Here is a 12,619-nt window from a genome sequence, read left to right on the forward strand (position 1 = left end):
GGCTCAGGGCGCCGTATGCAGGGTGTTGCCGGCACTGCCCTGGGCCTTCTCGATCTTCTGCAGCGCCGGGATCAGCTTCTCGTCGACCACGCGCTGGGTCATCGCACCGCTGTACTTCCAGCGCACGATGCCGCTGCCATCGACCAGGAAGGTTTCCGGTGCGGCGGTCACGCCCCAGTCGATCGCGGTGCGGCCCTCGACATCGCTGAGCACGACCATGAACGGGTTGCCCAGCTGTTCCAGCCAGTGCAGCGCGTCGGTCGGGTCGTCCTTCCAGTTGTAGCCGATCACGCGCACACGCTTGCTTTCCGCGAAGCGGGTCAGCACCGGGTGTTCCTCGCGGCAGGCCGCGCACCAGCTGCCCCACACGTTCAGCAGGTAGGGCGCGCCGCGCAGGTCGTCGCTGTGCACGATCATTTCCGGGTCGTGCAGCACCGGCAGCGCGAATGCCGGCGCCGGTTTGTCGATCAGTGCCGACGGCAGTACGTCGCGCTGCGGATCGCCTGATTTCATCACCCCGTAGATCATCAGCCCGAGCAGGCCGAAGAAGAACAGCACGCCGATCACGATGGCTACCGGCGGCAGCGGGCGGGAGGGACGCGGGGTGGGGGACTCGGACATGGGAACTCCTACGGACGACGGAAACGGCGATCGGCGGCGGTGATGAATCCGCCCAGGGCCATCAACAGCGCGCCCAGCCAGATCCAGCGCACGTACGGCTTGATGTGCACCCGGACCGCCCATGCATTGTTGCCCAGCGGCTCGCCCAATGCCACGTAGACATCACCATTGAAGCGTGCATCGATGCCGGCCTCGGTCATCACCTGGCCGCCGCTGGCGTACTGGCGCTTCTCCGGGTGCAGCAGGGCCAGCTCGCGGCCGTCGCGGAACACGCGCAGGTGGCCGCGGTCGGCGATGAAGTTGGGGCCTTCGCGATGGTCCACGCCTTCGAAGCGCACTTCGTGGCGACCGACCACCAGCTGCTGGCCCGGTGCCAGCGCCACTTCGCGCTGCACGTTCAGCGCCTCCACCAGCAGCGCGCCGGCCAGGAACACGGCAATGCCGGCGTGGGCGACGATCATGCCGAGCATTTCGGCGGTGAAGCGGCCATTGCCGCGCAGGCGCTGCCAGACGAAGCGTGCGGTGCCGAGCGCGATCCAGGCCGCAGCGGCCACGCCGATGCCGGCCTTCCACCCGTTCTGCGGCGCCTGCCACCAGGCCAGCGCGCCCAGCAGCAGCGCCAGGCCCAGCCACGGTGCCAGCAGCGCGAAGGCGCGCGAGGGCTGGTCACGCTGCCATTTCACCAGCGGGCCGAACGGCAGCAGCAGGATCATCGGCGCCATCAGCAGCAGGAACAGGCTGCCGAAGTAGGGCGGGCCGACCGAGATCTTGCCCAGCGACAGCGCATCGGCCAGCAGCGGGTACAGCGTGCCGAGCAGTACCATCGCACAGGCGGTGGCCAGCAGCAGGTTGTTGGCCAGCAGCAGGGTCTCGCGCGAGGTGGCGGTGAAGCCACGGCGTGGGTCCTCGGCGTCCACGCTCAGCTGGCTGGCACGCAGCGCGTACAGCAGCAGGCTGCCACCGACCAGCACCGACAGGAACACCAGGATGAACAAGCCGCGCGAGGGATCGGCGGCGAACGAATGCACGCTGGTCAGCACGCCGGAGCGCACCAGGAACGTGCCCAGCAGCGACAGCGCGAAGGCGGCGATCGCCAGCAGCAGGGTCCAGCTGCCGAAGGTGCCGCGCTTTTCAGTGACGGCCTGCGAATGGATCAATGCCGCACCGACCAGCCACGGCATGAAGCTGGCGTTCTCCACCGGGTCCCAGAACCACCAGCCGCCCCAGCCCAGCTCGTAATAGGCCCACCAGCTGCCCAGCGCGATGCCAAGGGTCAGGAAGCCCCAGGCGACGTTGGTCCACGGCCGCGTCCAGCGCAGCCAGCGTGCGTCGACGCGGCCTTCCAGCAGTGCGGCAACCGCGAAGGCGAACGGCACCGCGAAGCCGACATAGCCCAGGTACAGCATGGGCGGATGGATGATCAGCCCCGGGTCCTGCAGCAGCGGATTGAGGTCGCGGCCTTCCAGCGGTGCCGGGTTCAGGCGCAGGAACGGGTTGGAGGTGAAGATCAGGAAGGCGAGGAAGCCGACGCTGACCACGCCCATCACCGCCAGCACGCGCGCCTGCACCGGTGCGGGCAAGTGCCGCGAGAACAGCGCCACCGCGCCGGTCCACAGCGCCAGCACCAGCGCCCACATCAGCAGCGAGCCCTCGTGCGCGCCCCAGACCGCCGAGTAGCGGTAGACCATCGGCAGCAGCGAATTGGAGTTCTCGGCCACGTAGCGCACCGAGAAGTCCTGCTGCACGAACGCGGCGGTCAGTACCGCGAACGCGCCGGCGACCAGCAGCAGCTGCGCGAACGCGGCAGGTCGTGCCACCGCCATCCACGCCGTATTGTTGCGCTGCGCACCCACCAGCGGCAGGCCAACCTGCAGCAGCGAGGCCAGCAACGCGCACAGCAGCAGGATCTGACCCAGTTCGGGCAGCACTCAGCGCACCTCGGGTGCCGACACCGGCACGTCGTGCTTGCGATGGGCGTCGCCCATCTTGTCGGCCACTTCCTTCGGCACGTACTTCTCATCGTGCTTGGCCAGCACCTCGTCGGCGACGAAGGTGCCGTCCTGCAGGCGGCCGCTGGCGACCACCGCCGTGCCTTCGGCGAACATGTCCGGCAGGATCCGCGACGTGGTCACCGCCAGCTGCGCGTCGCCGTCGGTCACCTCGAAGCGCGCCTCCAGCGAGCCGACCGGTCGGTTGAAGGAACCTTTCACCACCATGCCACCGAGGCGGAAGCGCGACTGTGCATCGACATCGCCGCGCAGCACTTCCGACGGCGTGTACAGGTAGGCGATGTTGCGCTCCAGTGCCATCGCCACCAGTGCGGTGGCCAGGCCGGAGGCGAGCAGGGCCAGCAGCACCCACACCAGGCGGCGGCGCTGTACCGGGGTCATCGTTCCAGCTCCGTCGACAACGGCGCCGCTGCGTCCTGCCTGCCGGCGCGGGTCTGCTGGCGCTGCTGGCGGGCCAGTGCCAGCCGGCGCGCCACGCGCAGGCGCAGCCACGAACCGATGGCATCGGCGCCGAGCACCAGCACGAACACCGCGTAGGCACCGATCACATAGGGCAGGTGGGTCATGGCTGGGCCTCCCGGGCCGGGCGTCCGGCATCGACGCGGCCGCCGACCCAGGCCTTGCCGGCCTCGCGGTCGAGATTGTCGGCGCGGGCCTTGGCCAGCACCGAACCGGCGAACCAGAACTTGGTGCCGATCACCATCCACCACAGCGGCGCGATCATCGCGCTGCTGATCGCCGATTCACCGAATACGTTGATCGACTGGCGCTGGTGCAGGCCGCCCCACCAGTCCACCGAGTAGCGGATCACCGGCAGCAGGCTGACACCGACGATGGCCAGCAGGCCGGCCGCACGTGCGGCGCTGCGGCGGTCCTCGATGGCGTGGTACAGGCCGATCACGCCCAGGTACAGGAACAGCAGCACCAGCTCGCTGGTCATGCGCGGGTCCCAGTCCCACCAGGTGCCCCAGGTGCCCTTGCCCCAGATGCTGCCGGTCAACAGGGTGATCAGGGTGAAGCCGGCACCCATCGGCGCGCAGGCCATGGCCAGGATCTCGCAGACCTTGATCCGCCAGACCAGTGCGATGGCCGCATACAACGCCATCAGCGCGAAGACGAACAGGCTCATCCAGGCACTGGGTACGTGGATGTAGAGGATGCGGAAGCTATCCAGCTGCTTGGCTTCCGGTGGCACCACCAGCAGCGCCTGCCACATGCCGACCAGCAGCACCGGCACCGCCGCGAGGTAGAACACCCGCGACCAGCGGGCAGCGAAACGGTCGAACGTGGGGGGCGAACCGAGTTGGTGGAACCAGCGGACAATCGGATTCATGCGTGGCGGCTATCCAGCAGGGGTGGATTGGCTCTCAGCTCGGTCAACTCAGAGAAATACGTATTGCAGCGGCAGTGGCCAGCGGCGCCAGCACCAGCGCGACCAGCAGGCCGGCGCCCAGCATCAGCAGCGCACCGACCGGATCCTGTCCGCGTCCGGCTGCCGCCAGGCTGCCTGCACCGAACACCAGCACCGGCACGTACAGCGGCAACGACAGCAGCGCCACGAGAATACCAGAGCGTCGGATGCCTACGGTCAGCGCGGCGACCACGCCACCGATCAGGCTCAGCAACGGCGTGCCCAGCAGCAACGATGCCAGCAACATCGGCAGCTGGTCATGCGGCAGATGCAGCATTTCGGCCAGCAGCGGGCTGACCACGATCAGCGGCAGCGCAGTGGTGGCCCAATGCAGCAGCACGCGCACCAGCACCAGCCAGGCCAGCGGTACCGGCGCCAGCAGCCATTGTTCCAGCGAGCCATCCTCGGCGTCGGAGCGGAACAGCGAATCCAGCGACAGCTGTCCGGCCAGCAGCACGGCCAGCCACAGCACGGCGCCGGCAGTGGCGGCCAGCAGTTGAGGTTCGCGGCCCTGGGCCAGGGCGAACAGCACCACCACCAGCACCGCGAACAGCAGCGGTTGCAGCGCATCGCCGCGGCGGCGCCAGAGCAGGCGCAGGTCGCGCCTGAGCAGGGCGCCTGCGGTCTGCCACAGGCCCGGTTCGGTGCCCGGCGCGATCACGCGGCACCGCCGAGGTCGAGCTGGCGGGTGCGCACCGGCGGTGCGGCATAGGCACCGTGGGTGGTGACCAGCGCAGCGCCACCGGCGCGCAGGTGCGCCGAGATCATCCGGTTGACCAGGGTGATGCCCTCCAGGTCGAGGTTGGCATAGGGTTCGTCCAGCAGCCACAACGGCGCCGGCGACAGCCAGATGCGCGCCAGTGCCAGCCGCCGCTTCTGTCCGGCCGACAGATGCCGTACTAGGGTGTCCTCATAACCGGCCAGGCCGACGATGGCCAGCGCGTTGCCGGGCATCTGCCGCGCACGCCGTCCGTGCAGGCCGCACAGGAAATGCAGGTTTTCCAGCGTGCCGAGGTCCGGTTTCAGCGCTGGCAGGTGGCTGAGGTAGGCGACATAGCGCGCGCGCTCGGCATTGCTGGCCGGCTTGCCGTCGATCCGCACCTGGCCGGCACCGGGCCGGGCCAGGCCGGCCAGCACGCGCAGCAGGGTGGTCTTGCCGGCGCCATTGCCGCCCTGCACCAGCAGGGCTTCGCCGGCGTCCACATGGAAGTCCAGCGGGCCGAACACCGGCTCGTCATTGCGGGAGAAGCTCAGGCCGCTGGCAGCCAGCAATGCAGGGGTGTTCAAGGGGCAAAGGTCTTCATGCCGGAGTGCGGCGGCAATTGTAGCGGTGAATTCACAGGGTAGTGCCGGCCGCTGGCCGGCAATTTCGCCACCTGCCAGCCGAGGTTGCCGGCCGGCGGCCGGCGCTACCGACGCGCGGATTGCGTAAACTCGGATCCCTTGTTCCCCCACAGCCCAGGCCGATGCAACCCACCACCAAGCTGCCCAAGGTCGGTACCACGATCTTCACCGTGATGTCCCAGCTCGCCGCCGAACACGGCGCGGTCAACCTGGGCCAGGGTTTCCCGGACTTTTCGGCGCCGCAGCGCCTGATCGACGAGACCGCCAAGGCGATGGCCGCCGGGCTGAACCAGTACCCGCCGATGACCGGCGTGGCGCCGCTGCGCCAGGCCATCGCACAGAAGGTGCTGGACTGCTACGGCGCGCAGGTCGATGCGGACAGCGAGATCACCGTCACCAGCGGTGGCACCGAGGCCATCTTCAACGCCATCCACGCCGTGGTGCGTGCCGGCGAGGAAGTGATCGTGCTGGACCCGGCGTATGACTGCTACGAACCGGCGATCGACCTGGCCGGTGCCAGGGCCGTACATGTGTCGCTGGATCCGCAGACGTTCGCGGTCGATTGGGACCGCGTGCGCGCAGCGATCACCCCGCGCACCCGCATGCTGATCGTCAACACCCCGCACAATCCGTCCGGCGCGATGCTGTCGGCGCAGGACATGCAGGCGCTGGCCGAACTGCTGCGCGGCACGCAGATCTACCTGATCTCCGATGAGGTGTACGAACACATCATCTACGACGGCCGTCGCCATGAATCGGCGCTGCGCTACCCGGAACTGCGCGAGCGCGCGCTCGTCATCTCCAGCTTCGGCAAGACCTACCACTGCACCGGCTGGAAGATCGGCTATGCGATCGCCCCGCCGGCGCTGACCGCCGAGTTCCGCAAGGTGCACCAGTACAACACCTTCACCAGCTTCGGCCCGGCGCAGCATGGCTTCGCCGCGATGATCCGCGACGAACCCGAACACCACCTGGAACTGGGCGCGTTCTATCAGGCCAAGCGCGACCGCTTCCGCGAGCAGCTGGCCGGTACCCGCCTGAAGGCGCTGCCGGTGCCGGGCGGCTACTTCCAGCTGGTCGACTATTCGGCGATCAGCGACCTGCCGGACCATGAGTTCGTGAAGTGGCTGACCATCGAGAAGGGCGTCACCGCCATTCCGCTGTCGCCGTTCTATGAGACTCCGCCGGCCGGCCAGCGCCTGGTGCGCCTGTGCTTTGCCAAGAACGAAGCGACCATGGACGCGGCGATCGAACGCCTGCGCCTGCTGTGAGCGGAGACACGGACATGCAGGACCTGCGCATTTCCCTCGTCCAGGGCGACACCCGCTGGCATGACCCGGCCGGCAACCGCGCCTACTACGGTGCGTTGCTGGCACCGCTGGCCGGCAGTACCGACCTGGTGATCCTGCCGGAGACCTTCACCAGTGGCTTCTCCAACGACGCCATCGCCCAGGCCGAAGGCATGGACGGGCCGACCGTGGCCTGGGTGCGCGAACAGGCCAGGGTCTTGAACGCGGCAGTGATCGGCAGCGTGCAGCTGCGCGCGGGCGACGGCGTCTACAACCGCCTGCTGTTCGCAACGCCAGAGGGCGGCCTGCAGTACTACGACAAGCGCCACCTGTTCCGCTACGGCGGCGAGCACGAGCGCTATGCCGCCGGCCGTGAGCGCCTGAGCGTCGAATGGAAGGGCTGGCGGATCAATCCGCAGGTCTGCTACGACCTGCGTTTCCCGGTGTTCTGCCGCAACCGCTTCAATGTGGAGCGTCCGCAGCAGCTGGATTTCGACCTGCAGATCTTCGTCGCCAACTGGCCGTCGGCGCGCGCCTATGCATGGAAGACTCTGCTGCGTGCGCGGGCGATCGAGAACCTGTGCTTCGTGGCGGCGGTGAACCGCGTCGGCGTGGACGGCAACCAGCTGCACTACGCCGGCGACAGCGCGGTGATCGACTTCCTCGGCCAGCCGCAGGTGGAGATCCGCGAACGCGAACAGGTGGTGACCACCACCATTTCGGCCGAAGCACTGGCTGCACATCGCGCGCGTTTCCCGGCGATGCTCGATGCTGATGCCTTCCACCTGGACGAGCAGGCCTGAAACAGCACGACGGCGGCTGAATGCCTGCCACGCAGCGCGCGCGCCTGCATCCAGCGTGCACGCGCGCGCTGCTAGATTCGCCGGCAGTCCGACCGAACTGGAAGTCCTGCCATGAACAAGCCCTTCGCCCTGCTGCTGGCCCTGTCCGCTGCTACGCTGGCCCCGGCCGCGCACGCCGCCGGCAACCTCGATTGCCAGCTGCGCTACAACCTGTCCGGCTGGTCACTGATCTACAAGACCGCTTCCGGCAACGGCACGGTCAGCTGCAGCAACGGCACCAGCCTGCCGGTGCGTATCGAAGTGAAGGGCGGCGGCCTGACCGTGGGCAAGTCGAAGATCACCAATGGCCGTGGCAGCTTCACCGGCGCCGTCAGCGTCAACGAGCTGCTGGGCACCTACGCCTCGGTTGGCGCGCATGCGGGTGCCGTGAAGTCCAGCAACGCGCAGGTGATGACCAAGGGCGACATCTCGCTGGCCCTGTCCGGCACCGGCAAGGGCTGGGATCTGGGCGTGGACGGCGCCGCCTTCACCATCAGCCGGCGCTGAGCCGTGCCGGCCGCTGCAGCCACAGGGCAAGCACGCCGCACACGATGAGTGTCGGCGCCAGCAGTTGCAGTGCGCCGACCACGGCCATCGCCACGCCGATCAACAGGTAGTAGAGCAGGCCGAACAGGGCGCCGGCGCTGCCCAGGCAGTGCGGGTATCCGCGGAGGGCCTGGCCCAGCACATTGGGAATGGCCAGGCCGAACCCGGCCACCACCGGTACCATCGTCGCGACCAGTGCCGGCTGATTGTGCAGCAAGGCAGCCAACAGCCCACCGGCCAGCACCAGCCCTGCGGCGAGCCGGATGCGCGTGGCGGAGGCAACGCCTGCGCGCAGCAGGCGAGCATTGCCCCATGCACCCAGCGCCGAGCCGAGCGCCAGCAGCGCGCCGCTGGCACCGAACCAGGCCAGCGGCCAGTGCAGGCGTTCGAATACGAACGGGCCCAGCGCGTACCAGCTGTACATCGCCACGTTGAACGCCATCACCAGCAGCGCCTGTGACCAGATCCAGCGATCACGCAGCAGTTGCCACAACAGTGGAAGCATGGGGGTGTGCGCGACTTCCGCAGGGCGGCTCTCGCGCAGGCCCGTTGCGCATCCGAGCATCAGCAGGCTGACCATCAGCAGCAGGCCGGCCTGCACGCCGGCATAGCCATGGCTGTCCACCAGCAGCACACCCAGTGCCAGCCCGATCGCCGGGCTCAAGGCCAGCGCCATGCCGATCCACGAGAACGCCTGCGCCAACGCCGGACCCTTCAGGTGATCGCGCAGTACGGTCTGGGTTACCACCGAGGCCGCCGCCGCACCCAGTGCGGCCAGTGCCTGCGCCAGCAGGACCTGGCCGAACGTGCTGGCCAGCAGGCCGCCGCAGGCGGCCAGTACGAACACGGCCAGGCCGCAGAGCAGGGCAGGGCGACGACCGACATGGTCGGCCAGCCGCCCCCATAGCAGGACACCGGCGGCAAAACCGAACAGGTACAGGCTCATGGCCTGGCTGGCGGCGCCGGGGGGCAGTGCGAAGCGCCCGGCGAGGTCGGCCAGGGCCGGGCTGTACAGGGTCTGCGCCAACTGGGGGAACATCAGCAGCGCGATGGTGAGCAACAACAGGCGACGCGACATGCGGGTGCTCCGCAAACAGGGCCGCGTATTGTGGTGGCCGGCGTAGTGGCGCACTCTGTCGGTCCGGCCAGGAAATGGATGAAATCGGACATGGCGTGGCTGCAACCGGATGCGCACTTCGATGCGGATGCCTGGAGCGCACCGGTGCTGGGCATCGCGTCGTCGCTGGCCGATCATGATTCGGGTTGGCACCAGCACGCGCGCGCGCAGTTGCTGTACACCCGGCAGGGCTGCACGCGGCTGACCTTCGGCGACCGCATCAGCCTGCTGCCGCCCTCGCGCGCGGCATGGATTCCCGGCGGCCTGCGCCATCGCGCACAGATGCGCCAGGCCGTGGACTACCGCTCGCTGTATTTCGATGCCACGTTGTCGGCACGGCTGCCGCAGCAGCCGGCGATCATCGGCGTCGGTCCCCTGCTGCAGGCATTGCTGGAACCGATCGCGCAGGCGCCGTTCGACCGTGACTGGCGGGCGCCGCGCGCGCACCATCAATTGGCGTTGTGCGTGCTGGAGATCGCCGCCGCACCGGTGGCGCCGATGGACCTGCCGCTGCCACGCGATCCACGCATCGCGCGCTGCCTGCCGCTGGCCGAGCAGTTGCCGCCTGAACTGGGTGAGCTCGCTGCGCGTGCGGGCCTGAGCGTGCGCACGGTCGGCCGGTTGATGCAACGCGACACCGGCATGGGCTACCAGGCCTGGCGCCAGCAATGGCGCCTGATGCGCGCCATGGAGCTGCTGCTGCTTGGCCATCGCATCGGGCACGTTGCGCAGGACACTGGTTTTTCCGCCGAGAGTCCGTTCATCGCCTTTTTCCGCAGCATGACCGGTACCACGCCCGCCGCTTTCCAGCGCCACGCAAAAGGGGACGGAGGGGATTAAGTCGCTTTCGCCCTTCGACGCACAGCGTGGCGAAAACGACTTAATCCCCTCCGTCCCCTTTTCAAAGAAAAACCCCGGCCGGAGCCGGGGTTCTGCATTTCAACGTGGCTGCCGATCAGCCGCCGCGCGGGCCGCTGCGGCGCGGGCCGCCGGGACCGCGGTTGCCACCGGGGCCGCCCGGGCCTCGGTTGCCACCCGGACCACCGGGGCCACGGTTACCACCCGGGCCACGGTGGTTGCCACCGCCCGGACCGCGACCGCCCGAACGTGCGCCCTGTGCCGGCTTCGGGCTGCCATACGGGTTGAAGCCCGGCGTGGCGTGGTCGGACGGGAAGCTCGGCGCGTTGCCCGGATGACCGTACGGGTGCTTGTTGCCCTGGCCCTGCGAGCGGTTGCCCGCACCGGCCGGACGACCCTGGCCGCCTGCGCCGCCACGGCCCTGGCCGCCACCGGCGCCTGCGCCCGGGCCCTTCGGCTTGCCGTACGGACGGCCCTGGCCGCCTGCACCCGGACCACGGGCACCGGGGCCGCGTGCGCCCGGGCCGGCGTTGCGATGGCCGCTCGGGCCGGTGCTCACGCCATCCGGCACGTACCAGGTGCGGAACGCGGCCGGATTGCCTTCCGGCAGCGAACGATCATTCTTCTGGGCGCGCTGCTTGAACGGCTTCTGCGACTGCTTGGCTGCCGCTTCACCGCTGACCGTCAGGCCGCCCTTGAAGCCGCCACCCTTGCCGCCGCGACCACGGCCGCGGTCTTCGCGGACGTTGTCGAAACGACGCAGCTCGCGGCCTTCGTCGGCGGTGTTGTGGCCGTTGACGTAGGCGTTGCCACGGCCACCTTCGCGCACGCGCACGGTGGTCTTGGCCGCGCGGCGCTGGCCGATCACCGGCTGCAGCGTCAGTGCCGACGGTGCGCCTTCTTCCAGCTTCAGCTGGGCGCGCAGGGCTTCAACCTGCGTGGTGCCCAGTTCCACCGAATGGCCACGGGCCAGTTCGCGCGGCAGGCTCACCTTGCCATAGCGGGTGCGCTTCAGGCGGCTGACCTGGCAGCCCTGCGACTCCCACAGCCGGCGCACTTCGCGGTTGCGGCCTTCCTTTACCACGACGCGGAACCAGTCGTGCGAATCGGTGCCGCCGATGCGTTCGATCTCATCGAACTTGGCCGGGCCGTCTTCCAGCGCGACGCCACGGGTGAGGCGGTCGACGATGGCGTCAGAGACCTTTTCCTCGCCTTCCGGCGCACGCACGCGCACCACGTACTCGCGCTCGACCTCGAACGACGGGTGCATCATGGCGTTGGCCAGCTCACCGTCGGTGGTGGCCAGCAGCAGGCCGGTGGTGTTGATGTCCAGGCGGCCGATGGCGATCCAGCGCGCGCCCTTCAGCGGCGGCAGCGACTCGAACACGGTCGGGCGGCCTTCCGGATCATCGCGGGTGGTCACTTCGCCTTCCGGCTTGTTGTAGACCAGCACGCGCGACGGCTCGGCCAGGGCGGTGGCGACGAAGCCGCGGCCATCCAGTTCGATCTTGTCGCCGCTCTTGACCGACATGCCGGTCTGCGCGACTTCGCCGTTGACCTTGACCAGGCCTTCGGCGATGCGCTGTTCCAGCGCGCGGCGCGAGCCGAGGCCGGCCTGGGCGAGCACCTTGTGCAGGCGTTCTTCCAGCTTGAACTGTTCGGAGGTGGCTTCGCGCTTCAGCGAGAGCTTGTTACGGGGGGTGTCACTCATCAGTTTTGCTCCGGCCGACGGTTTCGAGGTCGGCCTCTGGTTCGGAATCGGCTTGGTCAACAGCCACGGTCGTCATCGCGACGGCGTTGTCTTCGCGTTCGTTCAGGGGCACCGCGCGCTCGCCCGGCGCGGAATCGGGGTGCCCATCATCGAGGGGCGAAGGTGCTTGCTCATCGGTGGCCGACGCAGGGGCTGCATCGGCGGAATCGGGGGTGTCACTGCCGGCCAGGCTGGCATCATCGTTCGCGGCAGCGCCATCGGCGCCGGCCGAGATGTCCGGACCCTCGGCACCGGCGACGGCCGGCGCATCGCGGTCCAGGGCAAGCTGCGGTTCCAGCTCGCCCAGGTCCTTCAGCTCCGACAGCGGCGGCAGTTCGTCCAGCCGCTTCAGCCCGAAGTAGTCCAGGAAGCCCTTGGTGGTGCCGAACAGCGCCGGTTTGCCGGGCACGTCGCGGTGGCCGACCACGCGGATCCACTCGCGTTCTTCCAGCGCCTGGATGATGTTGCTGCTGACCGCCACGCCGCGCACCTGTTCGATCTCGCCGCGGGTGATCGGCTGCCGGTAGGCGATCAGCGCCAGGGTTTCCAGGGTGGCACGGGTGTAGCGGGTCTTGCGTTCGGTCCACAGCCGGCTGATCCAGCCATGCACTTCGCCGGTGACCTGGTAGCGGAAGCCGGAGGCGACCTCGACCAGTTCCACGCCGCGGCCTTCGCAGGCCTCGCGCAGGCGTTCCAGCGCACGTTCGATGCTGCCCGGCGGTGCCGGTTCCTCTTCCGGGAACAGGTCCTTCAGCTGGGCCAGGGTGAGCGGCTGGCTGGAAGCCAGCAGGGCACCCTCGACAATGCGGTTGATCAGCGATTGATCCATCGG

The 12,619-nt window shown here is 68.8% G+C and carries 14 protein-coding genes; 4 read left to right on the plus strand and 10 right to left on the minus strand.

The annotated features are described in order from the left end of the window. Positions 1 to 3: 3 nt before the first annotated feature. From AC5P7I_RS13015 to ccmA, 7 genes are read right to left on the minus strand one after another with little or no spacing between them, the layout of a single operon-like run. The gene (locus AC5P7I_RS13015) at positions 4 to 621 is read right to left on the minus strand and encodes a DsbE family thiol:disulfide interchange protein (protein ID WP_014647766.1); all 618 of its coding nucleotides are present in this window, start codon (positions 619 to 621) and stop codon (positions 4 to 6) included. A gap of 8 nt (positions 622 to 629) precedes the next feature. After that, positions 630 to 2,549 (minus strand): heme lyase CcmF/NrfE family subunit, encoded by a 1,920-nt coding sequence (locus tag AC5P7I_RS13020; protein WP_262087996.1) that lies wholly within the window; start codon positions 2,547 to 2,549, stop codon positions 630 to 632. Then, a complete protein-coding gene (gene ccmE, locus AC5P7I_RS13025; protein ID WP_262087995.1) occupies positions 2,550 to 3,011 on the minus strand; it encodes a cytochrome c maturation protein CcmE in 462 nt (153 codons plus the stop codon). It abuts the gene before it with no gap. Next, the gene (ccmD, locus tag AC5P7I_RS13030) at positions 3,008 to 3,196 is read right to left on the minus strand and encodes a heme exporter protein CcmD (RefSeq protein WP_005410342.1); all 189 of its coding nucleotides are present in this window, start codon (positions 3,194 to 3,196) and stop codon (positions 3,008 to 3,010) included. Before ccmD ends, ccmE begins: the two co-directional genes overlap by 4 nt. Further along, positions 3,193 to 3,963, minus strand: a complete 771-nt coding sequence (gene ccmC / locus AC5P7I_RS13035; RefSeq protein WP_032960090.1) for a heme ABC transporter permease CcmC — start codon at positions 3,961 to 3,963, stop codon at positions 3,193 to 3,195. The genes ccmD and ccmC overlap by 4 nt, the downstream gene beginning before the upstream one ends. 43 nt (positions 3,964 to 4,006) lie before the next feature. After that, complete coding sequence (gene ccmB / locus AC5P7I_RS13040; RefSeq protein ID WP_014647762.1) at positions 4,007 to 4,702, minus strand: heme exporter protein CcmB; 696 nt, start codon at positions 4,700 to 4,702, stop codon at positions 4,007 to 4,009. Next, positions 4,699 to 5,328: a heme ABC exporter ATP-binding protein CcmA gene (gene ccmA / locus AC5P7I_RS13045; protein WP_014037834.1), complete on the minus strand. Its 630-nt coding sequence runs from the start codon at positions 5,326 to 5,328 to the stop codon at positions 4,699 to 4,701. The genes ccmB and ccmA overlap by 4 nt, the downstream gene beginning before the upstream one ends. Before the next feature lie 179 nt (positions 5,329 to 5,507). On the opposite strand from ccmA, the gene AC5P7I_RS13050 reads away from it, so the two are divergent. From AC5P7I_RS13050 to AC5P7I_RS13060, 3 genes are all read left to right on the plus strand, one after another. Then, the gene (locus tag AC5P7I_RS13050) at positions 5,508 to 6,656 is read left to right on the plus strand and encodes a pyridoxal phosphate-dependent aminotransferase (protein ID WP_262087994.1); all 1,149 of its coding nucleotides are present in this window, start codon (positions 5,508 to 5,510) and stop codon (positions 6,654 to 6,656) included. Positions 6,657 to 6,670: 14 nt separating this feature from the next. Further along, positions 6,671 to 7,477, plus strand: a complete 807-nt coding sequence (locus AC5P7I_RS13055) for an amidohydrolase (protein ID WP_262087993.1) — start codon at positions 6,671 to 6,673, stop codon at positions 7,475 to 7,477. 111 nt (positions 7,478 to 7,588) lie between these two features. Further along, entirely contained in the window at positions 7,589 to 8,023 is a 435-nt protein-coding gene (locus AC5P7I_RS13060) for a hypothetical protein (protein ID WP_014037831.1), read from the plus strand. On the opposite strand, the gene AC5P7I_RS13065 is transcribed toward AC5P7I_RS13060, so the two are convergent. Beyond that, positions 8,010 to 9,140, minus strand: a complete 1,131-nt coding sequence (locus tag AC5P7I_RS13065) for an MFS transporter (protein ID WP_262087992.1) — start codon at positions 9,138 to 9,140, stop codon at positions 8,010 to 8,012. The two genes, AC5P7I_RS13060 and AC5P7I_RS13065, sit on opposite strands and share 14 nt — an antisense overlap. Before the next feature lie 90 nt (positions 9,141 to 9,230). Here AC5P7I_RS13065 and AC5P7I_RS13070 point away from each other — a divergent pair, with 90 nt between their 5' ends. Beyond that, on the plus strand, positions 9,231 to 10,019 hold the full coding sequence (locus AC5P7I_RS13070) for an AraC family transcriptional regulator (protein ID WP_241887532.1): 789 nt from the start codon (positions 9,231 to 9,233) through the stop codon (positions 10,017 to 10,019). Positions 10,020 to 10,134: 115 nt separating this feature from the next. Here AC5P7I_RS13070 and AC5P7I_RS13075 read toward each other — a convergent pair whose 3' ends face one another. Next, on the minus strand, positions 10,135 to 11,748 hold the full coding sequence (locus tag AC5P7I_RS13075; RefSeq protein ID WP_262087991.1) for a pseudouridine synthase: 1,614 nt from the start codon (positions 11,746 to 11,748) through the stop codon (positions 10,135 to 10,137). Beyond that, positions 11,741 to 12,616, minus strand: a complete 876-nt coding sequence (gene scpB, locus AC5P7I_RS13080; protein WP_014647755.1) for an SMC-Scp complex subunit ScpB — start codon at positions 12,614 to 12,616, stop codon at positions 11,741 to 11,743. The genes AC5P7I_RS13075 and scpB overlap by 8 nt, the downstream gene beginning before the upstream one ends. Positions 12,617 to 12,619 lie beyond the last annotated feature (3 nt).

The sequence above is a fragment of the Stenotrophomonas sp. YJH_SMC_138 genome (assembly GCF_059369855.1).